Annotated in this window: 20 protein-coding genes and 2 pseudogenes; 6 read left to right on the top strand and 16 right to left on the bottom strand. The window is 71.5% G+C overall.

The genetic code is table 11. The features are described from left to right. Window positions 1-73: 73 nt before the first annotated feature. The 3 genes from DMB38_RS23960 to DMB38_RS23950 all read left to right on the top strand — a co-directional run bounded on the left by DMB38_RS23960 (window position 74) and on the right by DMB38_RS23950 (window position 2899). On the top strand, window positions 74-1669 hold the full coding sequence (locus DMB38_RS23960) for an ABC-F family ATP-binding cassette domain-containing protein (protein ID WP_125936894.1): 1596 nt from the start codon (window positions 74-76) through the stop codon (window positions 1667-1669). A gap of 118 nt (window positions 1670-1787) precedes the next feature. Continuing rightward, window positions 1788-2651 (top strand): helix-turn-helix transcriptional regulator, encoded by an 864-nt coding sequence (locus tag DMB38_RS23955; protein WP_125936893.1) that lies wholly within the window; start codon window positions 1788-1790, stop codon window positions 2649-2651. Then, complete coding sequence (locus tag DMB38_RS23950) at window positions 2648-2899, top strand: DUF397 domain-containing protein (protein WP_125936892.1); 252 nt, start codon at window positions 2648-2650, stop codon at window positions 2897-2899. Before DMB38_RS23955 ends, DMB38_RS23950 begins: the two co-directional genes overlap by 4 nt. A 3-nt stretch (window positions 2900-2902) precedes the next feature. On the opposite strand, the gene DMB38_RS23945 is transcribed toward DMB38_RS23950, so the two are convergent. The 12 genes and pseudogenes from DMB38_RS23945 to DMB38_RS23890 form a co-directional block, all read right to left on the bottom strand. Beyond that, complete coding sequence (locus tag DMB38_RS23945; RefSeq protein ID WP_018839378.1) at window positions 2903-3193, bottom strand: muconolactone Delta-isomerase family protein; 291 nt, start codon at window positions 3191-3193, stop codon at window positions 2903-2905. A gap of 33 nt (window positions 3194-3226) precedes the next feature. Beyond that, window positions 3227-4711 (bottom strand): aldehyde dehydrogenase, encoded by a 1485-nt coding sequence (locus DMB38_RS23940; protein ID WP_125936891.1) that lies wholly within the window; start codon window positions 4709-4711, stop codon window positions 3227-3229. Continuing rightward, entirely contained in the window at window positions 4708-5757 is a 1050-nt protein-coding gene (locus DMB38_RS23935) for an oligopeptide/dipeptide ABC transporter ATP-binding protein (protein WP_125936890.1), read from the bottom strand. Before DMB38_RS23935 ends, DMB38_RS23940 begins: the two co-directional genes overlap by 4 nt. Further along, window positions 5754-6758: an ABC transporter ATP-binding protein gene (locus DMB38_RS23930; protein ID WP_125936889.1), complete on the bottom strand. Its 1005-nt coding sequence runs from the start codon at window positions 6756-6758 to the stop codon at window positions 5754-5756. The genes DMB38_RS23935 and DMB38_RS23930 overlap by 4 nt, the downstream gene beginning before the upstream one ends. Window positions 6759-6772: 14 nt before the next feature. After that, complete coding sequence (locus DMB38_RS23925; protein ID WP_125936888.1) at window positions 6773-7720, bottom strand: ABC transporter permease; 948 nt, start codon at window positions 7718-7720, stop codon at window positions 6773-6775. Beyond that, on the bottom strand, window positions 7714-8730 hold the full coding sequence (locus DMB38_RS23920) for an ABC transporter permease (protein WP_240662438.1): 1017 nt from the start codon (window positions 8728-8730) through the stop codon (window positions 7714-7716). The genes DMB38_RS23925 and DMB38_RS23920 overlap by 7 nt, the downstream gene beginning before the upstream one ends. 58 nt (window positions 8731-8788) lie before the next feature. Continuing rightward, window positions 8789-10471 carry an ABC transporter substrate-binding protein gene (locus tag DMB38_RS23915; RefSeq protein ID WP_125936887.1) on the bottom strand — a complete coding sequence of 561 codons (1683 nt, stop codon included), beginning with the start codon at window positions 10469-10471 and terminating at the stop codon, window positions 8789-8791. Then, on the bottom strand, window positions 10468-12099 hold the full coding sequence (locus DMB38_RS23910) for an NAD(P)/FAD-dependent oxidoreductase (protein ID WP_125936886.1): 1632 nt from the start codon (window positions 12097-12099) through the stop codon (window positions 10468-10470). Before DMB38_RS23910 ends, DMB38_RS23915 begins: the two co-directional genes overlap by 4 nt. A gap of 95 nt (window positions 12100-12194) precedes the next feature. Beyond that, window positions 12195-13178, bottom strand: a complete 984-nt coding sequence (locus DMB38_RS23905; protein WP_125936885.1) for a membrane dipeptidase — start codon at window positions 13176-13178, stop codon at window positions 12195-12197. A 64-nt stretch (window positions 13179-13242) separates the two neighbouring features. Further along, window positions 13243-13986: an aspartate/glutamate racemase family protein gene (locus tag DMB38_RS23900; RefSeq protein ID WP_125936884.1), complete on the bottom strand. Its 744-nt coding sequence runs from the start codon at window positions 13984-13986 to the stop codon at window positions 13243-13245. Between the two features lie 117 nt (window positions 13987-14103). Continuing rightward, the gene (locus DMB38_RS23895; RefSeq protein WP_206337732.1) at window positions 14104-15513 is read right to left on the bottom strand and encodes an ISL3 family transposase; all 1410 of its coding nucleotides are present in this window, start codon (window positions 15511-15513) and stop codon (window positions 14104-14106) included. A gap of 61 nt (window positions 15514-15574) precedes the next feature. Beyond that, window positions 15575-16524 (bottom strand): annotated as a pseudogene (locus DMB38_RS23890) (NmrA/HSCARG family protein). A gap of 288 nt (window positions 16525-16812) precedes the next feature. On the opposite strand from DMB38_RS23890, the gene DMB38_RS23885 reads away from it, so the two are divergent. Further along, the gene (locus DMB38_RS23885; protein WP_125939228.1) at window positions 16813-17061 is read left to right on the top strand and encodes a helix-turn-helix domain-containing protein; all 249 of its coding nucleotides are present in this window, start codon (window positions 16813-16815) and stop codon (window positions 17059-17061) included. 302 nt (window positions 17062-17363) lie between these two features. Here the strand turns inward: DMB38_RS23885 and DMB38_RS23880 are convergent, their stop codons facing one another. After that, window positions 17364-18209: an IclR family transcriptional regulator gene (locus tag DMB38_RS23880; RefSeq protein WP_125936883.1), complete on the bottom strand. Its 846-nt coding sequence runs from the start codon at window positions 18207-18209 to the stop codon at window positions 17364-17366. A gap of 272 nt (window positions 18210-18481) precedes the next feature. Between DMB38_RS23880 and DMB38_RS37105 the strand changes: the two are divergent. After that, window positions 18482-18574: pseudogene (locus tag DMB38_RS37105) on the top strand (IS5/IS1182 family transposase); the annotation flags it as partial. 49 nt (window positions 18575-18623) lie between these two features. Here the strand turns inward: DMB38_RS37105 and DMB38_RS23870 are convergent. Continuing rightward, window positions 18624-19064: a VOC family protein gene (locus DMB38_RS23870; protein ID WP_125936882.1), complete on the bottom strand. Its 441-nt coding sequence runs from the start codon at window positions 19062-19064 to the stop codon at window positions 18624-18626. Window positions 19065-19128: 64 nt separating this feature from the next. Continuing rightward, the gene (locus DMB38_RS23865) at window positions 19129-20235 is read right to left on the bottom strand and encodes a hypothetical protein (RefSeq protein ID WP_125936881.1); all 1107 of its coding nucleotides are present in this window, start codon (window positions 20233-20235) and stop codon (window positions 19129-19131) included. A gap of 309 nt (window positions 20236-20544) precedes the next feature. Between DMB38_RS23865 and DMB38_RS23860 the strand changes: the two genes are divergently transcribed. Continuing rightward, entirely contained in the window at window positions 20545-21285 is a 741-nt protein-coding gene (locus DMB38_RS23860) for a hypothetical protein (RefSeq protein ID WP_125936880.1), read from the top strand. A gap of 354 nt (window positions 21286-21639) precedes the next feature. On the opposite strand, the gene DMB38_RS23855 is transcribed toward DMB38_RS23860, so the two are convergent. After that, a complete protein-coding gene (locus DMB38_RS23855) occupies window positions 21640-22302 on the bottom strand; it encodes a TetR/AcrR family transcriptional regulator (RefSeq protein WP_125936879.1) in 663 nt (220 codons plus the stop codon). Window positions 22303-22350 lie beyond the last annotated feature (48 nt).

The raw sequence follows: 22350 nt of genomic DNA, 5'->3' as shown, positions 1-22350 counted from the left end.
GTACAGATTCCTCTTCTTCCTCTTCCCCTTCTCCGCCCTGTCCCGGGACCTTCCCGCCGGCGCCGCCGCACACGTGCGCGCCGAGGGGATCGCGGTCCGGCTGGGCGAGCGCACGGTCCTGTCCGGCGCCGACGTGACGGTCTCGGCCGGTTCCCGGCTGGCCGTCGTCGGCGAGAACGGACGGGGCAAGACGACCCTGCTGCACGTGCTGGCCGGCACGCTCACGCCCGACGCAGGCACGGTCTCGCGCACGGGAACCCTGGCGCTCGTCGAGCAGACGCTGCACGTCGAGGACGAGCGCACGGTGGGCGACCTGGTGAGAGAAGCGGTCGGGGACTCCCTGACCGCCCTCGACCTGCTGGACAACGCGACCGAGGCACTTGCCCAGGGCGAGCCCGGCGCGGACGACGCCTACGCCCAGGCCCTGGAAATCGCCACCGCGCTCGACGCCTGGGACGCCGAGCGGCGCGTCGACGTCGCCCTGGAGGGTCTGGGCGCCTGCACCGACCGCGACCGGCGCCTGGCGACCCTCTCGGTCGGGCAGCGCTACCGGGTGCGGCTGGCGGTCGTGCTCGGCTCGGCCACCGATCTGCTGCTGCTGGACGAGCCCACCAACCACCTGGACGCGGCAGCCCTGGGCTTCCTGGAGCGCAGCCTGCGCGAGCGCGCCGGGGGCGTGGCCGTGGTCAGCCACGACCGGGCGCTGCTCCGCGCGGTCGCCACGACGTTCCTGGACCTGGACCCGAGCCGGGACGGTCTGCCGCGCCTGTACGCGGGCGGGTACGACGGGTGGGTCGAGGGCCGCCGTCGCGAACGGGAGCGGTGGGAGCAGGAGCACGCCGCCCAACAGGCCGAACACGCCCAGCTCACCCGGGCCGCCGAGGAGGCCCGCGGGCGCCTCCAGACCGGCTGGCGCCCGGACAAGGGAACCGGAAAACACCAGCGCGCAACCCGCGCCGCCGGGGTCGTGCAGACCTTCAACCGGCGCGTGGATGACCTCGAACGGCACCGCATCACCGTCCCCGACCCGCCCCGGAGCCTGTCCTTCCCCGACCTGCGCACCCGGGCCGGACGCCCGGTCCTGCACGGGCAGGACCTCACGGTCACCGGACGGCTGCACCAGCCGGTCGAGGTGACCATCAGCGGCGGCGACCGGCTGCTGCTGACCGGCCCCAACGGGGCGGGCAAGTCCACCCTCCTGGGCGTGCTGGCCGGGCAACTACGCCCCACCGGGGGCAGCCTGCACGTCCACCACGACGCGCGGGTGGTCCTGCTCTCCCAGGAGGTCCCGGCCTGGAACCCGGAGCACACCGCGTACCGGGCGTACGAGGCACACGTGGACCGGCTCCGGTCCCGGGGGCTGAAAGGAAGTGCGCCCTCGCTGAGCGGGCCGGGCCTGCTGGACGCGACAGCACTTCGCACGCCGGTGGGCCGCATGTCCCAGGGCCAGCAGCGGCGCCTGCACCTGGCGATGTGCCTGGCCGAGCAGCCCGACCTGCTCATGCTGGACGAGTTGACCAACCACCTGTCGGCCTCGCTGGTAGACGAGCTGACCCGGGCCCTGACGACCACGCCCTGCGCGGTCGTGGTCGCCACCCACGACCGGCAGTTGCTCGCCGACCTGGCGGACTGGCCCCGCCTGGAGCTGGCCTCCGCGCCTCGGGAGTGAGGCTCCGTGCGCGTACGCTGCGCGAGCGTACGCGCACGGAGGGTGGACAGTACTCATAACTGTCCGTGAGCATAGGTGCGTTGTGAGGTACGGGGCAGGTGCGCGAGAGGTGGCCAGGATGGCCGGTGGCACGAAGGAGACGGGTGGTGGCGATGGCTGCGGGAGCGAGCCGGAGCCCTCGGACAGCATGCGGACGTTCGGCGCGGTGGTCCAAGCGCTGCGAGAACACGCGGGGTTGAACCGGGAGCAGCTCGGGGAGCGCGTGCGGTACTCGAAGCACACGGTGGCGTCGATCGAGGGCGGTCGCCGGATGCCGCCGCCGGACTTCGTGGAACGGGCGGAGCCGGTGCTGGGGAACACGGGGGCGCTGCGGAGGTCGGCACCGCACCTGGTGCGGCGACCTGGGCTGGCGCGGTGGTTCCGGGAGTGGGCGAGGCTGGAGAAGGAGGCGATCAGCCTCTATACGTACGAGTGTCGGCTGATCCCGGGCCTGTTGCAGACGGAGGCGTACGCCAGGGCGGTGTCCCTGAGCGTGCCGCCCCTGGTCGACGAGGCGAAGTTCGAAGAGCGAATTGCGGCACGGCTCGCACGCCAGGAGTTGCTGTCGACGAGCCGCCAGCCGCCGTGTGCTTTCAGCTTCATCATCGACCAGGCCGTTCTGGAGCGGGACACCGGCGGTGAGGCGGTCACGCGAGAACTGTTCGACCACCTGCTGACGGTGATCGAGCGGCACTGGAACGTGGAGGTGCAGATCATCCCGCTGCGGCAGCCGTCCCATGCGGGCCTGGACGGGCCGTTGCAACTGCTGGAGACTGCGGACAACCAGTGGTTCGGCTACTCGGAGGGGCAGAAGAACGGACGGCTCATCGTCGACCGTCAAGAGATCAGCGTGCTGCAGCAGCGGTATGCAAAACTGCGCTCGCAGGCTCTCACCCCCGAGGACTCCAAGAGCCTGCTCCGGCAGATGCGAGGAGACCTATGAACAGCATCGACCTGGCCTGGCACAAGAGCAGCCACAGCGGCTCCCAGGGCGACGACTGCGTGGAAGTCGCCGTCTCCTGGCGCAAGTCCAGCTACAGCAGCGGCAGCGAGGGCGACTGCGTCGAGGTCGCCGCCTGCCCGTCCGCCGTCCACGTCCGTGACTCCAAGGACAAGACCGGCCCCCAGCTCACCTTCTCCCCCGACGCCTGGGCCGACTTCGTCGCCTTCGCCCGCCGCCACCAGCCCTGACCCCTACACCTCCGCCGCCTTCGGGTCCACCGGGTGGACCGCCAGGGCGTGGACCGTCACGTCCATCCAGGGCCAGACCGGCAGCGACGAGATGATCGCGTGCATCTCCGTCGGGTCCGCCGCCCGCCACAGGCCCCAGTTGTCCGTGCGGCCCGGGACCCGCCACATGCGGACCAGATGGCCCGCTTCGGCGAGTTCCGCCGCGCGGCGGCGTTCGGCCTGGGAGACGGAGTCCTTGTATTCGGGGTCCATGCCCTCGGGCCAGGTGATGCGTATGTTGATGAGGAATTCCATGGGGGTTTCCTGTCGTCTCGTACGGGAATGGCCTCAGGCGCCGAACGGGTCTGCGGGCGTGCCGTATTCGGTGACCACGGACTTCGTCTGGAGGAATTCGGCGACTGCCTCCACTCCGTTCTCGCGGCCGATGCCGGACTGCTTGTAGCCGCCGAAGGGGACGCTCCAGTGCAGCAGGCGGTACGTGTTCACCCACACCACTCCTGCCTGGAGCCGGCGGGACATCCTGTGGGCGCGGGCGGCGTCCCGGGTCCAGAGGCCGGCGGCCAGGCCGTATTCGACGGAGTTGGCGATCTCGACGGCCTCGTCGTCGGTGTCGAAGGGGTGGACGGTGACGACCGGGCCGAAGACCTCCTCGCGGCAGACCGCCGCGTCGGGGGCGGTGTCGGCGAGGACGGTCGGCTCGTACCAGTAGCCCTCCTTGAACTCTGGTGACACCGGCGCCTGCCGCCCGCCCGTCACCGCGCGGGCGCCGCCGGCCAGCGCCTCGTCCACGTACCCCTCGATCCGCTCCAGTTGCGCCGCCGACGCGACCGGGCCCACGTGGGTCGCCGGGTCCGCCGGGTCGCCGACCCGCAGGCGCCGCACCGCCTCCGCATACCGGCTCAGGAACTCCTCGTACACCTCGCGCTGTACGAGGACCCGCGAGCCCGCGACGCACGTCTGGCCCGCCGCCGAGAACGCGCCCTGGCGGGCGGCGGTGACGGCGGCGTCGAGGTCGGCGTCGGCGAAGACGATGTGGGCGGACTTGCCGCCTGCCTCGCAGACGTAGCGCTTCATCCGGCTCGCCGCGCGGGCGCCGAGGGTACGGGCGACCGCGGTGCTGCCGGTGAACGTGACCATCGCGACGTCCGGGTGCTCCACCAGGCGGCCGCCCTCCTCCGCGCCGCCGATGACGACGCTGACGACGCCCGGCGGCAGCCCGGCGTCGAGGGCGAGTTCCGCCAGCCGTACGGAGGACGCGGGGGCCTGGGGCGGCGGCTTGAGGATGACGGTGTTGCCCGCGGCGAGCGCCGGGGCCAGCTTCCACGAGCCCAGCGACAGCGCGCCGTTGAACGGCGTGAAGGCCGCGACGACGCCCAGCGGCTCGTGCCGGATCAGCGCGTCGGTGGTGGCGCCGAGCGTGCGGTGGCGGTCGTCGAGGGTCTCGGCCGCGGCGGCGAAGTAGCGGTACCAGCGTGCCAGCGCCCGCACCTCGCCGCGGGTGGCCGCCAGCGGCTTGCCGTTCGCCAGGGTCTCCAGCCGGGCCAGTTCGTCGGCGTGGTCCACGATCACGTCGCCGAGCCGGTGGAGGAGGTCGGCGCGGGCGTGCGCGGGCAGCGTGCCCCACGGGCCCTCGCGGAACGCCGCGGCGGCGCCGCGCACCGCGTCGTCCACGGCGTCCGGGTCGAGCCGGGCCAGCGCCCAGACGCGGCCGTTCGCCGGGTCGGTCAGCGGTACGGACGTGCCCGCGGGCGCGCGCCGGGCGCCCTCCGTGTGGGAGGTGTACTCGGCGGCGGCCGGGGTGGCGGGGGTCATGGTGCGGGGGTCCTTTCGGCGAGGGCGGCGCGCACGGCCGGGGTGTCGTGGTGGTGGCAGGCCACAAGGTGGCCGGTGTCCGAGACGGCGGCGGGCGGCGGGGAGTCGCCTTCCCGGCACTCGGCGGTGGCGAAGGGGCAGGACGCCTGGAAGCGGCAGCCGGGCGGTGGGGCCGACGGGTCCGGCGGTTCGGCCCGCGGGGCGTCGGCGGGTGCGCCGCCGTCGTCCCGTACGCCCGCCGCCCGCGGGTCCGGCACCGGCACCGCCCGCAGCAGCGCCCGGGTGTACGGATGCCGCGGCGCCGCGAAGAGTTCGTCGCACGGCGCGCTCTCCATCACCTTCCCGCCGTACATCACGACGACGTGGTCGGAGAGGTGCCGGACCACCCCCATGTCGTGCGAGATGAAGAGGAAGCTCACGTCCCGCTCCCGGCGCAGGTCCTGGATGAGGTTGAGGATCTGACCCTGGATGCTCACGTCGAGCGCCGAGACGATCTCGTCGCACACGATGAACCGCGGCTCCACCGCCAGCGCCCGCGCGATCGCCGCCCGCTGCCGCTGCCCGCCGGACAGCTCGTGCGGGTAACGGCCGGCCAACTGCTTGCGGAGGCCCACCTGGTCGAGGAGTTCGGCGACCCGGGCGGAGACGCCGTCCGGGTCCACCGTGCGGTGCACGGTGAGGACTTCGCGGAGCATGGTGCGCAGCGTCATCCGCGGGTTGAGGCTCGCGTACGGGTCCTGGTAGACGATCTGCGCCACCCGCGGCAGCGTCCGGTCGCGGCGCAGCTCGCCCAGCTCCCGGCCGTGCAGCCGCACGCTGCCGGAGGTGACGGGCGACAGGCCGAGCAGCGCGCGGCCCGTGGTCGTCTTGCCGCTGCCGGACTCGCCGACAAGGCTGACGATGCTGCGCGCCGGGACGGTGAAGGAGACGCCGGCGACGGCGTGGGTCGTGCCGGTGACGCGCCGCAGCAGCCCGGTGCGTACGGGGAAGTCCACCCGCAGGTCCGTCACGACGGCGGCGGGCGGCGCGGTGTCCGAGGCGGTCATGTGCCGGCTCCTCCGGTCGGTACGGGGACGTTGACGGGGCAGCGCACGAGGTGCCCGGCGTGTGCCGGCTCCGGCTGCGCCAGTACTGGGACACCGTCCCCGCACTCCGCCCGCGCCAGCGTGCAGCGCGGCTGGAAGGCGCATCCCGGCGGCGGCGCCGACGGATGAGGCGGCAGTCCGGGGATGGCGGGGAGCCGGTCGCCGGGCTTCCGGTCCATCCGCGGTACGGACTGCATCAGGGCCCGCGTGTACGGGTGTCCCGGCGCGTCGAACAGCTCGGCGGTCGACGCCGTTTCGACGATCATCCCCCCGTACATCACGGCGATCCGGTCCGTGACCCCGGCGACGACGCCCAGGTCGTGGGTGATGAGCACCAGCGCCATGTCCAGCTCCCGGCGCAGCCGGTCGATGAGCCGCAGCACCTGGGACTGGATGGACACGTCGAGCGCGGTGGTCGGCTCGTCGGCGATGAGCAGCTTCGGTTCACGGCTGATCGCCATGGCGATCAGCACGCGCTGCCGCATGCCGCCGGAGAGCTGGTGCGGGTACGCGCGCAGCCGTTCGCGGGCCGCGGGGATGCCGACGAGCTGGAGCAGTTCGGTGCACCGGTCGGCGGCGGACCTGCGGTTGTGGCCGTCGTAGCGGATCAGCGGCTCGGCCATCTGCTTGCCGATGGTCATGGCGGGGTTGAGCGCGGACAGGGCGTCCTGCGAGACGAGCCCGATGCCGGAGCCGCGGACCGCGCGCAACTGCTTCTGGCTGAGCGCGGTGAGGTCCGTGCCGTCGAACTCCACCCGGCCCGAGACCCGGGCGCCGCCCCGCCCCAGCATGCCCAGGACCGCAAGCATCGTCTGGCTCTTGCCGCTCCCGGACTCGCCGACGACGCCCAGCGACTCGCCGGCGGCGACACGGAAGGAGACGTCGCGGACGGTGGTGAGGGACGAGTCGTGGTCGTGGCCCGGGTGGGTGACTTCGAGATGCGCTACGTCCAGCACGTTCACGGTGGTGCCTCCCGCTACGCGAGCTTGATCTTGGGGTTGAAGTACGCCTGTACCACGTCGACCAGCAGGTTGATGAGCACGAAGGCGACGGCGATGACGAGGATTCCGCCCTGGACCAGGGGGATGTCGCGGGACGAGATGGCCTGCTGGAGCGCGAGGCCGACGCCCGGCCAGGAGAACACCGTCTCGGTGAGCACCGCCCCGCTGAGCAGGAACCCGGCCTGGAGCCCGATCACGGTGACCACCGACGGCATGGCGTTCGGCAGCACGTGCCGGACGATGACGTGGAACTCGCCGATGCCGCGCGAACGGGCCGTCTGCACGTAGTCGTTGTCGATGACCTCCAGTACCGCGGAGCGCGTCATGCGGGCGATGACCGCGAGCGACCAGGCGGCCAGGGTGATGACGGGCAGCACCATGTGCGCGGCCGTGTCGACGGCGCCGCCGCCGGCGATGGAGGTCATGCCGGTGGCCGGGAGGATCCGCAGTTGCAGCGAGAAGACGACGATCAGGACCAGGCCGAGCCAGAACGACGGCACCGAGTTGAGGAACAGCACGCCGACGGTGAGCCCCCGGTCGCGTACGGAACCGGGCTTCTGCGCGGCCCACGTGCCGATCGCCACGCCCAGCACCGCGGCGACGACGATGGCCGTGCCGGAGAGCAGCAGGGTGTTGAGCAGCCGCTCGGAGAGCACCTCGGAGACCGGGCGGCCGAAGGAGAGCGAGCGGCCGAGGTCGCCGCTGAAGAGGTTGCCGAGGTAGGTGAAGTAGCGGGAGATCGCGGGCTCGTCGAGGCCGAGGTCGGCGCGGAGCGCCGCGCGGTCCTCCTCGGAGGAGGTCGGGCCGAGGAGCGCGGTGGCCTGGTCGCCGGGGATGATCTGGCCGAGGCCGAAGGTGGCGACGGTCACCCCGAGGAGTACGGGGATCATCTGCAGCCCGCGGCGCAGGATGAAGGTCAGCATGGAGCGTCTCCCGTCTTGCCGGACCGGGCGGCCTGACCGGCCGCCACCGCGCCGTCCGCCCCCTCGTCCGCCCCGGCGTCGTCGTCCGCCTTCGCCGCCCGCGACCGCCGCGAGCGCGGGTCGAGCCGGTCCCGTACGCCGTCGCCGAGGAGGTTGAAGCCCACCGCGAGGACGACCACCGCCAGCCCCGGGAGGGTGGCGACGTGCGGCGAGGTCACCAGCAGCGCCCGGCCGCCGCTGAGCATCTGGCCCCAGTCGGGCGTGGGCGGCTGGGCGCCGAGGCCGAGGAAGGCGAGGCTGGCGCTGAGGATGACGTTGCGGCCGGTCTGCAGGGTGGCGAAGACGACCACGCCGCCCAGCAGGTTCGGGGCGATGTGGCGGAACGCGATCCGCCGGTGCCCGTAGCCGAGGGCCGAGGCCGCCTCCACGTACTGCTCCTGCCGCAGCGAGACGACGTTGCCGCGGACGATCCGGCCGAACTCGGGGATCGTCACGACCACCACCGCCACGATCAGCGACGTGGTGCTGGGCCCCAGCGCGACGCCGATGCCCAGCGCGAGCAGGATGCCGGGGAAGGAGAACATCACGTCGAAGACGCGCATCAGCACGCTGTCGACCCAGCCGCCGACGTAGCCGGAGAAGAGGCCGATGCAGCCGCCGACCGCCAGCGCCAGGACCGTCGGCAGGATCGCGACGAGCAGCGCCATCCGGGCCCCGTACATGAGCCTGCTGAGGATGTCGCGGCCCACCTCGTCGGTGCCCAGCAGGTGCCCGTCGCTGAAGAGGCCGAGGCCGATGGCCGCGGGATCGGTGTCCAGCGGGTCGTACGGGGCGAGGAGGGGCGCCAGGAGCGCGACGAGGACGGTGGCGGCGACGATGCCGCCGCCGAGGTACGCGGTGGCGTTGCCGGCGGAGAGCCGGGCGAGCCGGCCGCGCGTGCGCGTCCGTGCCGGCGGGCGGGCGGCGGGCGCGCCCGCGGCACCCGGGGGTGCTGCCGCGGTGGCCTTCATGGCTGTTCTCCCCTCACTTCTCTCGGCACCTGTCTCACTTCTCTCGTTCTCGCCGGCCTCACCGGCGGCGGATGGTGGTGTAGTCGACGTAGACGGAGGCGGCGGGGGCGACGCCGCGGACCTTGTCACCGAGGAGGCGGGGCAGCCGGTCCTGGTAGAGGAAGACCCAGGGGGCGTCGGCGGCGATCTCGTCGGCGGCCTGCCGGTAGAGCCCCATGCGGCTCGCGGTGTCCGGCTCGCCCCTGGCCCGGTCGAAGAGGGCGTCGACGTCGTCGTTCGCGTACCAGCCGCGGTTGACGCCCTCGGGCGGGTGCGCCTGGCCGCTGAACATCCGCTCCAGGAAGTCCGCGGCGTCGGCGCCGGTGGTCCAGCCGTTGAACGAGCCGTGGGTGCGGTCGTCGTAGCCGCCCCCCTCCTCGGCGACCAGCGACGCGAACTCCATGTAACGCACCTTCAGCGACACCCCGACCGCCTTCAGGTCCTGCTCCAGCAGCGCCATGATCTCGGTCGCCTGGGAGAAGCCGGGGCCGCTGTCGGGGGCGAGGAGCGTGATGCGCACGGGCGTCTCGACGCCGCTCTCGCGGATGAGCTGCCGGGCGCGCTCCGGGTCGTACGTGTAGGGGGAACTGCCCGCGCCGTCCGTCTCGGCGGCCGCGCCATCCGTCTCGGCTGCCGCCTCGTCATACGCCTCGTTGCCGCGCGGCAGCGGGCCGGTGGAGGGCGCGACCTGGCCCTGGGTGAGGGTCGCGATCGCCTTCCGGTCGACGGCGTAGTTGAGCGCCTGCCGGAACGCCGGGTCGTCGGTGGGGGCGATGCGGGCGTTGAGCCGCAGGAAGTACTGGTTCGCCGCGTCCGGGTACTGCACGCTCATCGCGTCGTCGTGGGTGAGCTGGTGCACCTGCTGGGCGCCCGCGCTCAGGATGGCGTCCACCTCGCCGGTCTCGGCGGCGATGGCGAGCGTGGTCGGGTCGGTGACGGACTCGACGACGATGGTCGGCGTCCGCGGCTTGCCGCCCCAGTAGCCGGTGTTGCGCTCCAGGGTGATGCGCCGGCCGTGGTCGGCGGCGCCCTGCGTGAAAGGCCCGGTGCCGACCGGGTGCAGGCCGATGTCGTCGGGCTTGCCCGCGGTCAGCGACTCGGGGCTGATGATCGACATGCGCCGGTCGGTGAGCAGCCGCGGGAGTCCCGCGTACGGCTCGGAGAGGCGCAGCGTCAGCTCGTACGCTCCCGTGACCTCGACGCGCTCGATCCAGCGGGTGAGGAACGTCATGTTCCCGGCGGCGGTGGCGTCGTGGACCGGCGAGTCCTCGTCCATGATCCGGTCGAAGTTGAGCTTGACGGCCTCGGCGTCGAGGCGCGCGCCGTCGGCGAAGGTGACGCCCTCGCGCAGCTCCAGGGTGTAACTGCGGGCGTCGGGCGCGGACTTCCAGGACTCGGCGAGCCCGGGGCGCAGCGCGGGGGCGCGGTCCGTACGGGCGCTCAGGTCCTCGCGGATGAGGGGGTCGTAGAGGGCGTCGACGATGCGCAGGCCGACCGTGCCGGACATGCGGTGCGGGTCGAGGGGCGGGATCTCGCCCTCGGCGCCGATGACCAGGGTGCCGGAGTCGCGGCCGAAGGACGGGTTGGCGCTGCACCCGGCGAGCAGGAGGGCGGCGGCCAGGGCGCAGCCGGCGGCGGCGCGGAGCCCCCTGCGGCGCGCGGGGCGCGGACGGGGCGGACGGGGACGGTGCGTGAACCTCATGCCGGTCGCCTTCGGTCGTCGTCGGTCGGATGGAGGGCCGGGTCGCGCAGGTCGCTGAGGACGGCGCGGGCCGCGTTGCGGCCGGGGGTGCCGGTGACGTAGCCGCCGGGCCAGACGCCGGCGCCGGAGAGGTAGAAGCCGCGCAGCGGGGTGCGGTAGCCGGCGACGGCGGGGTGCGGGCGGGCGCCGAAGAGTCCGGCGGGGAGCATGTCGCCGTGGGTGATGTTGCTCTCCACCAGGCCGAGTTCGCGTTCGATCTCGACGGGGCCCATGAAGCGGTGGTCGGTGATCCGGTCCGCGAGGCCGGGCATCAGCTCCTCCAGCACCGCGACGCAGCGCCGCCCGAACGCCTCGGTGCGCGCCCCGTCCCAGCCGCCTTCCTCCGGTGCGTACGGCGCGTGCCAGGCGTTGACGCTGATGAGGTGGGTGTCCCCGGGGGTGAGGCCCGGGGAGGTGAGGGTGGGGATGAGGCCCCACATCAGCGGGCGTTGCGAGGTCCGGCCGGCGAGGGCGGCGGTGACGGACTCCTCGATGTGGCCGAGCGAGTCGCCGAAGCGGAACTGGCAGGCGCGCGCGGAGTCCGGGTCCGTGTCCCCGGGCAGACCGGCGTACGCGGGCAGCGAGTCGACCTCCAGCACCAGCTTGAACGCCGAGCCGCGCATCCGCTGCCCCGTCACGTCCGCGCGGACGTCCGCGCCCAGCGCGCCGTCGTCGAGGAGGTCGCGGAAGAGGTGGACGGGGTTGACCGCGGCGACGACGCGGTCGGCGGTCAGCTCCTCGCCGGCCGCCGTGACCACGCCGCGGGCCCCCTGCTCGTCGTAGAGGATGCGGGAGACGGGTGTACCGGTGCGGAACTCGACGCCGTGGGCGCGGCCGTCCGCTTCGAGGGCGGCGACGATGGCGCTCATCGAGCCGACCGGCAGGCCGGTGGAGCCGCGCAGCGCGACGCGCTCGGCGTCGCCGGGGCCGCGGAGTCCCGCCGCCGACGCCCGGGCGAAGGGGCGCATCATCAGCCCGATCGCCGTGCCCGGCGCCGACGGCGGGACGAGCTGGGCGTTGAGCGCCAGCATTCCGAGCAGTCCCCCGACCTGCTCGGAGTGGAGCCGCTCTGCCAGCAGTCCGCGGAGGCTGCCGTCGAAGACGGCGGTGAAGAGCTTCAGGTCGTCCGGGTCCGTCAGCCGGCCGCGCAACTCGTCCAGCTCCGGTGGCGGTTCGTCCAGCGAGACGCCGAGGGCGGCGCCGAGGCGGTCGAGTCCCGCGATCAGCTCGCGGTAGCGGGCGGACTCGCCGGCGGCGAGGGCGTCGAGCTGCCGGTCGACGCGGGCCTGGTCGCGCCAGCCGACGAAGCTGCGGTCGGCGAAGCGGTGCACGACGGTGGGATCGGCCCGTACGAACCGCAGGCCGTGGTCCGCGAGGCGCAGCTCGCGGACCACCGCGGGGTTGAGCGAGCCGGGCGAGTTGGTGAACGACAGGGTGCGTCCCGGCAGGAACTCGTATGGGCCGCACGGCCCGCCGAGGCGGTCGCGCGCCTCGACCACCACGACGCGCAGCCCCGCCCGGCCCAGGTAGGCCGCGGCCACCAGGCCGTTGTGGCCGCCGCCCACGACGACCGCGTCAAAGCGCCTCATTGCGCACCACGTCCCCTCGCCGTCCCGTCGTCCTGCTGTCGCCTGCTGTCGTGCTGCTCACGTGCCGCTGTCGAGCCGCCGCCCGCGCGGCCGGGTCAGCCCTGCGGTCCCGGCCGGAAGCCCTCGTCGAAGACCCGGACCCAGTTGCCGCCCGAGATCAGCTCGATCTCCCGCTCGCCGAACCCGCGGCGGCGCAGTTCCGCGAGCACGTCGGCGTAGCCGCTGCCCGCGGCGAACCACTCGGGGAAGTCGACCTGGCCGGAGATCGGCACCATGGGCTTGCGGCTCCACCGGCCCTGGCGCCACCAGTGCAGCTCCTCGTCGCCCTGGCCCGCGTAATAGTCGGAGGCGAGGCCGACGTGCTCGACGCCGATCAGCTCCGCGGTGTACGCGACCATGTCGCAGAAGTCGGCGACGGTGCACGCCTGCCCGTTCGGCGCCAGCCGCGGGTACATGCTCAGCCCGACGACGCCGCCCTGCTGCGCCGACTCCTTCAGCACGGTGTCGGACTTGTTGCGGAAGGCGAGTTCGACGTCCTCGCCGACGAACGCGCGCGGGTTGGCGTGCGTGATCATGACGGGCCGCTCGGAGGTCTCGATCGCCTCCAGGGAGGTCCGCTCGTTGCAGTGCGAGATGTCGACGAGCATCCCGACCCGGTTCATCTCCCGGATGAGGTTCACGCCGTACGTGCGCGAGAGCCCGGCGTTGTCCGCCTCCCAGCAGCCGGCCCCGGCGGAGTTCTGGGTGTTGTACGTGAGCTGGGCGATCCGCACGCCGGCCTGGTGGAACGCGCCGACGAGGTCGAGGTCGTCCTCGAACGGGCTGCTGTTCTGGAAGCCGAGCACGACCGCCGTGCGGCCGTCGCGGTCCGCGGCGCGGATGTCGTCGGCGGTGCGGCCCTCGCAGAGCAGGTCGGCGTGCTCGGCGAGATGGCGCTGCCAGCGGCCGACCTCCCGCATGGTCTCGGTGGAGTCCTCCCAGATCGCCACGGTGACGTGCACGGCGGTGAGCCCGGCGGCGCGCCACTCCTCGAAGCGTTCACGGGCGGGCTTGTTGAACTGCAGTGCGTCTACGAGCACGGTCCTGTTCCTCTGCGGTGCGGTGGGGTGTGGTTCGACGGGCCGGCAGGCCCGCGGGGTGCGCTCAGCCGGGGAGGCCGGAGAGGTCCGGGATGCCGCCGAGCCGGCCGAGGGCCGGCAGCTCGTCCCGTAGCCCCAGGTGGCGCAGGGCCCGCCAGAGGGAGGACTGATTGCTCGTCACGACCGGGATCCCGGTGTCGAGTTCGAGGTACGGCAGCACCTCGAAGGTCCGGAACGTGCCGCAGGAGATGAGGAGCGCGTCCGCGTCGGGCGCCGCCTTGTGCAGTCGGCGGCCGAGCCGGTAGGCGCTGTCGGCGTCGTGCACGCTGGCCTCGTACGGGTCGGTGAGCTGGAGGCCCTCCATCGCCGCCACCTCGAAGCCGAGGGCGGTGAGGTAGGTGCGCAGGGACTCGTTGACCTCGTCGGTGTAGATGGTGCCGACGGCGACCTTGGTCGCGCCGAGGGCGCGGAGGGCATCGTTGGCCGCCTGCTGCATGGTGATCGCCGGTACGCCGGTGGCGGCGGTGATCTCGCCGGTGACCTTCTCGTCGGTGCCCGGGCCGGGGATGAAGGTGCCGGGGGCGCCGCACTGCACGATCAGGTCCACCTTGGCGGTGGCCAACTGCCGCGACGCCTCGACGACCTGGCTCATCATCTCCCGCAGCCCGGCGGCATCGACGCGCGGGACGATGGTCCGGGCGTCGGCGAACGCCACGCCCGTAGGCGCTACTTCACGCCACTCCTCCGCTCCCTCGATCGCCGTCGCGGGCCGTATCTGCCCGATTCGTGCGCGCCAGCCGAGCAACATCAGGGGCTCACCTCAAGTTCTGGGACACTGTACCAAGACCGATTGGGACACCGTACCTTCAGCTTTTGGGCAGGTCAATGGGGTGGAAGCAGAAGGATGCGGGCGCAAAAAAGCCGGTCAGACGCCTGCTGGGCGCCGGACCGGCCGGAAATCGCGGTTGGTACGGGGGTACTGGGCTCTTCCTACTTCAGGTGAGGGCTGGTGAGTCCGCCTCCGATGAGCAGCATGCGTAGTCGGTAGTGATCGCGGTTGCGGAAGCCTCGTGCGATGCGGCGTTGGAGTTCGATGAGTCCGTTGATGGCCTCTGTGCCGCCGTTGTTTGGCGCGGCCGGTGTCGAAGTGGGCGAGGAAGGCTTCGCGCCATTGCTGCAGCGTCTTGCCGAGTCGCTTGATCTCCTTGATCGGGCACGTCGGGAAGGTAGCGAGGACCTTCTCGGCGATCTTGCGTCCCTCGGCGGGACTGTCGGCCTGGTAGGCGGCTCGCAGTTGCTGGGCGCAGAGCCAGGCGACGAGAACCTCGTCGTCGCGTTCGTCAACGGCGATCGCGATGTCGAGTCGCGCTCGTTGTCGGTCGGTGAGTTTCTCGACCCCGCAGCGCAAGATGGTGCGGATGCCGTAGAGCAGGTCGCCCTTCCTGCCCCGGTGGCCATGGATCTGTTGCTGGACGCGACGACGGACCTCGTCGACGGCCGCGGAACCGAGCTTGACGACGTGGAACGCATCCAGGACCGCAGTCGCATCCTCGAGCTTGTCATCGATGGCGTTCTTGTAGCCGCGGAACGGGTCCAAGGTCGCTTCCTTGATCCCGTCACGGAAGCCGGGTCCGCGTTCTTCGAGCCAGTCGGCGTAGGCCTGCCCGGACCGGCCCGCGACGAGGTCGAGCAGCCGGGCTCGTGTCCTTCCCTTCGCGTCGGTGGTCAGGTTGACCATCCCGGTCAGCATCTTCGGCCCGCGACCCCCTTGGTCGATGGGTCGTTCGCTGACATGGTGCCGGACATGCTCATCGACCCCGAGCCGGGTGACCCCGTCGAACCGCGTGTCGTCATCGGCCATCGCCTTGAGCAGGGGACGGATCGAGGTCCACACCGTGTTCCATGTCGTGCCGAGCTGGCGGGCGATCCCGCGCACGGAGGCGTGCTCACGCCGCAATTGTCGGATCGCCCACCAGCACGCCCGCACGGTGAGCAGCGCCCGCGGCTCGGCCACCGTATGGTTCTGCTCGGTGAACGTGCCGACCGGGCAGGCCGGTTCGACACAGCGCCAGGTCCGCTTGCGCCACACGATCTTCACGGGCCGGTCGAAGCAAGGTGCGTCGATTAGGACCGCCTCGCGTCGACCGTGGGAGTGAGCGATCGCGCCGCAGGTCCGGCAGCCCATCACCATCCGCGCCGACTCGACCCGAACAGTCAATCGGTCGCCATCACCCCGGTCGACGTCAATCACGTGGAGATCGTCGAGACCGACGAGCAGGTCGCAGTTCACGCAGTAGGTGTTGGCGTGATGGCAGCGCGCAGCGGCACGCGCCACGGGCTCAGACAACGTCGAGGCCTTCCCGAATGGCGCGTGTCTGATCTCGTCGGCGATGGGTCTAGTGACCAAAGGTGACCGGCTGGCCATGCCAGTCGGTCTTGCGGAGGAACTGTTCCCAGCTCAGCGTGTGGGGATCGATGCGCCGGCTCCACGTCGTGTCGCGGTCGTCTCGGAAGTATCCGAGGTCGACCGCGTACTGGGCCATGCCGAGGGTCTCGTCGACCACCAGAGGGTTCTCTCCCAGCGCGGGGAAGTAGGTCAGCAGGTCTTCGCGAGAGTAGGCGCTGCGGTATTCGGCTTTGAGTCCGGTGACGCGGGAGAACTCCTCGACCATCTCGGCTGGGGAGATGACGTCCCCCACGACCGGCAGACAGGCGCCGCGGTAGGTGTCGGGGTTGGAGAACACCTCGAGGGCGGCCGGCCCGGTCGCGGTGAGTGGGTCCACGAACGGGGCACGGAAGTCTTCGGGGAGGTAGAAAGGCATGAGCACCGTGTCACCATCGATGCGCGGGGGGTAGTACTCCAGCGCGTTGGTGTAGAAGAACGAGAGCATGATGAAGGTGTGCGCGATCGGCAGAGTCCGGATGTACTCGGCGATGAGCGCCTTGTCGGTGAAGTGCGGGGCGTACTTGGTGCCCGAGGACCGCTCGTCGACGTTCTCGAGAGCACTGAAGACGACGTGTATCACTCCGGCCTCGACCGCTGCATCGGCAAGTTGGCGCCCGAGAAGGAACTCCTCGGTGGAGGGAGGCATGGGCGGGGTCATCAGGAAGGCCCCTCGGCCGATCTGAACGCGTCGACGAGCTCGCGCTGGTGACCCAGCGCGAGAGGAACCTCGGCGATCTCCGCTCCCAGTCCTGCCAGGCTCCGGGCCTGGGCAGAGCCGGCGTCTCGGGTCAGGGCTCGCACTCGGAACCTGCCGCTCTCAAGCAAGGAGGTGGCGACGCTCCTTCCCTGCTTGCTAGTGGCACCCGCGACGACGATCAACGGCTTGCTGCTCTCAGACATCGTGTACTTCCTCTTGTGTGTCCCCGGTGTTCGCGGCGGACGGCAGTTGCGCGGCAGATACCGGAGGGGCGTGAACGCAACTACCATATCGTGATATCGCGATGTGTCAATGTGTGGCTGGGGGCGAACTCGGTTCGTCACATCGAGATACGATGGTGTGTGAGAGGCGAGGAGGCGACCGTGGCGACGTCACAGGCAGCGAACTCAGGAGGCGACGCGGAGAACGAGCCCCCTCTGGCTGCGGTCGAGGCCTTGAAGGCGCTGGCGAACCCTGCACGGCTGCAAATCATGGACTGGCTGCGGGACCCTCACCGCGAGTTCGCTCAGTGGGAGCCAATAGCCGACCGGGACGAGGTCGGAGTCTGCGTCAGCCATCTGCAGGCCAAGTCGGGGCTGGCGCAATCGACAGTCTCCTCATACATGGCAACCCTCGAGCGGGCAGGCCTGGTACAGGCCACACGGGTCGGCAAGTGGATCCACTACAAACGCAACGAGGCCACGCTGTCGCGACTCGCGGAGATGCTCCGCGGCACATAGCGACGATCACGAAAGGGCGCCACGAGGCGACCAACGGCGCACGGCACACCAGACTCCTCGCGACATCGCGGGCGTGACTGAGGCAGGAACCAATCCCTGCCTCCGCGATCCTCGAAGCCTCGCTTTCCACGCAAGCCGCGATCATTCCCCCAGGCATCGACCAGGGCGGCCTGTTCCACCAGATCGATCAAGCACTTGGCGACCGTTGCCCCCACCTGAAGTAGGAAGAGCCGGGTAGTGGGACGGGGTGGCCCGGGGCCGGGGGGTGCGCCGGGGCGGGGGGTGCGCCGGGGCGGGTGCCGCTACGCGGGCTGGCGCCAGCGGAGGGCGATCTCCGCCGCCGCCTTCTGCAGCGCCGGCACCAGCTCCGCCATGCGCTCGTCGGTGAGCCGGGCCTCGGGCCCGTAGATGCTGAGGGCGGCGACGAGGCTGCCCTGCACGCCGATGGGCACGGCCACCCCGCAGCCGCCGGCGATCCACTCGCTGCGGCTCAGCGCGTAGCCGTTCCGGCGGACCTCGGCGACCTGTCCCAGAATCCGGTCCGCGGCCGTCTCATCAGGACCGTCGGCCACGTGCCCGTCCACCAGCCGGCGGAGCTCGTCCGCGGGCAGCAGGGACATGAGGACCCGGCCGGTGGCGCCGGAGAAGAGCGAGTAGGGCCGGCCCACGCCGGTGATGAGCCGCAGGGGCTGGGAGCTCTCGGCCTCGTGCACGGTGACGCGGCGGCCGTCGACGATGGTGGAGATGCAGGCGGTCTCGCCGGTCACCGCGGCGATCCGCGCGGTGGTGCCGGTGGCGGCGCTGACCAGGTCGCTGTTGTCCGCGTGCTTCCAGGCGAGGGTGAGCGCGGCGGGCCCGACGACGTACTTCCGGGTCGCCTCGTCCGCGACGGCCAGGCCGACCCGCTCCAGGGAGGCGAGGATGCGCTGCGTGGAACTCTTGCTGATCGCGAGGTCGCGGCTCAGCTCCCGCACGCCGCGCGGGCGGTCGGCTTCCGCGATGGCCTTGAGCACCATGAGCGCGTGGTCCACGATCTGCACGGTCCCGGACCCCTGCGCGCCCTGCGCACTCCGTCCCGCACCGGCGGCGGCCTCCGCGCCGCCCTGCCCGGCCGGGGCCGCCGGCTCCGACGCCTCTCCGGTCGCCATCGAGCCCGGTCCTCTCCCTCGCGGGCGCTCTCTGCACCGCCAGGAAGTATCACACAGGGCCCCATGAGCAGTCACTTCACGGTCCCGGCGGCCCCGGTGAGGCAGGCTGAGACTCGGAATGCGCGCCGACCAGCGGCAGCACGGTGCTACGGCTGACGGACACCCCGAAGACCCGGGCCATCCGTATGCCGGCCCGGCCGCACCGGCTGTACGGGCTCTTCCGCCGGTGGCAGCGAAACGGCACCTGGGCCGGGTTACTGACCGGGCCGCAGAGCCGGGCCGATGCGGCCGGGCTGATCACGTGGGAGGTGAACGTCGACTCCACGATCTGCCGGGCCCATGCCGCGGGTGCCCGTCGCAAAGGACGGGCCCAGAAGGAGCCCCTGGGTGAATGGCTGTAACGCATGCAGACACTCAGCCGCCCAAAGCGATCAGCGCGCCGCGGGCGTCAAACTGCACACCCGGCGCCCATGCGATCTCCCAGCGATTGCCTTCCGGGTCAGCGATGTACGCCGACCGGCCGCCCCACGAACGGTCTGCCGGCTCCCCCACCGCGGTGGCGTCAGCCGCCACCGCGGACGCGAAAGCCGAATCCACCTGCTCACGATGGTCCACGTTGCAGATGAGTGTGATCCCCGACCACCCGGTACGGCTTGGAGCACCATCCGCCGCCTCCGCCGCCAGCTCATCGACCGGATACAGAGCGAGCAAAACCCCGCCGAGCAGGAAGCCTGCCCAGTTGTCGTCACTGGATGGGAGTTCCTCCCATCCCAGACCGCGGTAGAAGCGGCGCAACCCCGACATATTCCGGACCCCGAGCGTCACGGCAGACAAACGAGAGGGCAATTCAGACATGTCGAGATCATGCAGTCAAAGTGGGCACCCATCAAGCAAGCTGGTATCACTTTCGGTACGCGCTCTAGAAGAGGTCGGCCCGCGTACCCCGGGTGACGTTCTCAAGGATCGTGCGCAGCCACGGGCTGCGCACGGCCGGCAGCCGGACCAGGGCATGCTGGAACGTTCCCCGGTCGACCCGGAAGCGGTAGTTGGGGAGCAGCGGGAGCGGATCGTCGCGGAGGACGTCCTGGGGTATGCGGCCTGACGCGGGGACCGGCACGTACGGCTGGGGCGAGACCAGCCACAGCCACACCCCCAGCGGCAGGGGTACCCGGTATACCGGCCTGGCCCGCCTGGCGGGGGTCCAGGTCTGGCCTGTCTGGGGATGGACCGGTACGAGGAGGATGTCGACGTCCGCGTCCGGGGAAGGCTGTCGCGGTCCGGCCAGGACGGCGCGCCGCTTCGGGGGGCCCGCAGGCAGCAGGGCGTCGAGAGCGCGCTGGAACACGTCCGCGGTCAGACCACCCGGGACCGTCACGGGCTGCCCTCGGGAGGCAACGAGCAGGTGGGCGAGTGCCAGGCCGGCTGCCGCCTCCCACCGCGGGCTCCACGACCAGTGGTGGTGCGACCCCGACCGTCCTCCCCACGTGGCAATCGGCTCGAACGGGGGCGTTTTCTCCCCCTTCTCCGCCAGCTCCGCCCAGGACAGGGGCGCAGCGTGGACACCGTCAACGGGAACGCGGCGCACGGTGTCCGAACTGAGCCGCACTGCCTGCCAGAGCGAGCAGTCGTCGACCCGGGTCGCCACGGGGAGGTCGCATGCCTCGCAGGCCATGTTGGGCCCGTCGGCTCCGTCGAGGCCGCAGCAGGCACCGCCGCGCTTCTCCGGAATCAGCCGGGTTCCACGGATATCACCGGGCGCGATGACACTCGCCCCGGGCGTGCTGTCGGACAGGGCGCAGACCGGCGCGTAGACGCCGCGTGCCTCCGCCTCGCCCGGATCGATCTCGTCCCACATCCGCCACGGCCCTCCCCAGGGGTCCGGGTCCACGGCGAACGTCCCGGACTCCATCAGCACCGGAAGCTGGGCCCCGTTCCCGTACTTCTGACGGGCGTGGACCGGCAGTGAGACCTGGGACAGCGGCGTGGTCAACTCGGCGCCGCATCCCGCACAGAAGAAAACGAACAAATGTCCTCCGTCTGGGAAACACACGCATCGTCGCAACTCGCCGGCAGCCGGCCGACTTATTTGCTCACCCGTTGCGGTAACGACACCTGTCCCCGGTGCGCTGGGGCACCTCCCGAAGCGGTGAACACCTGCTGCCCGGTTCGGCATGCGGGCGATCAAGGAGAGCCGAGTACACACCCGGTGATTGCCTGCATCCGGCAGGGATGCGCCGCGCTGACCTGCCAGCACCCCTCATGACGTTGCAGGTTCCCGACAGGGGAGGATAAGCCGACAGGCCGGGGCGCCGACCTGCGAGGGGTGGAGTGCGCGATGACCGGTCTGCGAGAAGTGACGGCCTTCCGGGCCGGAGTGACCCGGGCCCTGGGGCTGCTGATGATCGTGGTGTCCGTGGCCCTGGCGGCGGGCTGCGTCCTCGCGTTCACCAACTGGCTGCCCGCCAACGTCGCGCGATACGAGGAATACCGCGCAGCCGAACACTGCCCGGCCTCCCCCACGCCAGATGCGTGGCGGGAGGACTGCCTGCGGGAGATCGACCTCACCATCGTGGACACGGTGGTCCGCGGAGGCAAGGGCAGCGAGTACCGGGCGACCGTGGACAGCAAGCGGTTCCACGGCAAGCTGGACTTCGGCGACCCCGGACCCCTGCTGGACACGCTCCAGGAGGGCGACAAAGCCGTCGGCACCCTCTGGCGCGGCGACATCGTCGCACTCACCAAGGGCAGGATCCGGCAGAAGACCTCCGACGAGCCGCGCGACGAGCCCCAGATGATCGCCGCCGCAGGCGCGGGCCTCGGCCTGCTCGCGGTGCCCGGCCTCGCCTTCGGCGCGGCACGCCTCGTCGCGCCGCGCCGCCCCGGCCCCTTCACCTGGAGCAGGTCCGGCAAGAGGCTGTTCTTCACCAACCTGGCAGCCACCTTCGGCGTGGGGCTACCCGCAGTGTGGCTCGGCGTTCCCTGGCAGCTCGTGACGCCGGCGATCGTGGCGGTCGTACTGGGGGTGGGCTTCTTCCTCCGGGGCATCCGGAGATCCGCCGAGGCAGGCGCGCACTGAACGACCGGTGGACTACGGCCGATGGACTACGGCCGACACGTCCTCCCCGAGCCCACGCTCTCTCCTCACCTGGCTGCCCTGCCCCCTGGCACTCATGCCAGGGGGCGTGGGACTGGCCCGGCACCCGGCGCTTCAAGCACGACGACGGACCAGATCACCTGAAACCACAAGGTAATCGGACCAGAGTGCCTGAGACGTGGACCAGATCCCCGGAGACGGGACACGGCACTCAGACCGTTTGGCCCTGACCCCCGAGATCTGTCTCAACGAATCAAGTCCTCGCGTCTCACCCACTGCAGTCCACACAGGTCAGCGCAAGGGTGGACGACCAACTTCGTTGAGACAGGACAGGGGCTACGGCTCCGTGAGCGCGGCGACCTCCGCCGCGTACAGCTCCGCGGGGTCGAAGCCCATGTTCCTGAAGTGCCCCGCCAGTTCCAGCGACAGCACGCCGTGCAGCCGGGTCCAGGCGGTCAGCGCCCGGTGCAGGACGGCGGGCGGTGCGGGGTGGCCGCGGGCCCAGTCGCCGTGGGTCGCCAGGTGCCCGGCGAAGGGCGTCTCCGCGGGCTCGTACGGCATCGCGGCACAGGCGTCGAGGACCGTGCCCATGATCTCGGCGGAGATGGCGGTGATGTCGTCGGGGGCGTGGTAGCCGGGGATGGGCGTGCCGTAGATGAGCAGGTAGCGCTGCGGGTCGGTCAGCGCCCACGTGCGCAGGGAGGCCGCCAGCGCGGGGAGGTCAGGGGTGCCGTCAGGGGCGCGAGCCGCGGTGGTGCGCATCGTCTCGGCGAGGCTCTGGTACGCGTCCCTGATCAGCTCGGTGATCAGCTCGTCGCGGTTGGCGAAGTAGCGGTAGAGCGCGGGGCCGCTCATCCCCATCAGCTTGGCGATCGCGTTGAGCGAGAGCGCGGAGGCGCCCGCCGTGCCGATCTGGTCCCACGCGTGCTCCTTGATCTCCGCGCGCACCTGGGCGCGATAGCGCTCGCGGGGAGTCGTCGAGTCCGTCTTCCCGGCCATGGCCTGCGCTCACCCCTTACAGCTTCGAGGTCTTGTGAGAAGGTATCA

The sequence above is a fragment of the Streptomyces sp. WAC 06738 genome, from assembly GCF_003945505.1.
Lineage (GTDB): Bacteria > Actinomycetota > Actinomycetes > Streptomycetales > Streptomycetaceae > Streptomyces.
This window is presented reverse-complemented; position numbering and strand designations above follow the sequence as displayed.

Coding starts and splice junctions, on each gene's coding strand:
- DMB38_RS23955 (WP_125936893.1), top strand. CDS start 1,788: ATGGCCGGTGGCACGAAGGAGACGGGTGGTGGCGATGGCTGCGGGAGC.
- DMB38_RS23950 (WP_125936892.1), top strand. CDS start 2,648: ATGAACAGCATCGACCTGGCCTGGCACAAGAGCAGCCACAGCGGCTCC.
- DMB38_RS23945 (WP_018839378.1), bottom strand. CDS start 3,193: ATGGAATTCCTCATCAACATACGCATCACCTGGCCCGAGGGCATGGAC.
- DMB38_RS23940 (WP_125936891.1), bottom strand. CDS start 4,711: ATGACCCCCGCCACCCCGGCCGCCGCCGAGTACACCTCCCACACGGAG.
- DMB38_RS23935 (WP_125936890.1), bottom strand. CDS start 5,757: ATGACCGCCTCGGACACCGCGCCGCCCGCCGCCGTCGTGACGGACCTG.
- DMB38_RS23925 (WP_125936888.1), bottom strand. CDS start 7,720: ATGCTGACCTTCATCCTGCGCCGCGGGCTGCAGATGATCCCCGTACTC.
- DMB38_RS23920 (WP_240662438.1), bottom strand. CDS start 8,730: ATGAAGGCCACCGCGGCAGCACCCCCGGGTGCCGCGGGCGCGCCCGCC.
- DMB38_RS23915 (WP_125936887.1), bottom strand. CDS start 10,471: ATGAGGTTCACGCACCGTCCCCGTCCGCCCCGTCCGCGCCCCGCGCGC.
- DMB38_RS23910 (WP_125936886.1), bottom strand. CDS start 12,099: ATGAGGCGCTTTGACGCGGTCGTCGTGGGCGGCGGCCACAACGGCCTG.
- DMB38_RS23900 (WP_125936884.1), bottom strand. CDS start 13,986: ATGTTGCTCGGCTGGCGCGCACGAATCGGGCAGATACGGCCCGCGACG.
- DMB38_RS23885 (WP_125939228.1), top strand. CDS start 16,813: ATGGACTGGCTGCGGGACCCTCACCGCGAGTTCGCTCAGTGGGAGCCA.
- DMB38_RS23880 (WP_125936883.1), bottom strand. CDS start 18,209: ATGGCGACCGGAGAGGCGTCGGAGCCGGCGGCCCCGGCCGGGCAGGGC.
- DMB38_RS23870 (WP_125936882.1), bottom strand. CDS start 19,064: ATGTCTGAATTGCCCTCTCGTTTGTCTGCCGTGACGCTCGGGGTCCGG.
- DMB38_RS23860 (WP_125936880.1), top strand. CDS start 20,545: ATGACCGGTCTGCGAGAAGTGACGGCCTTCCGGGCCGGAGTGACCCGG.
- DMB38_RS23855 (WP_125936879.1), bottom strand. CDS start 22,302: ATGGCCGGGAAGACGGACTCGACGACTCCCCGCGAGCGCTATCGCGCC.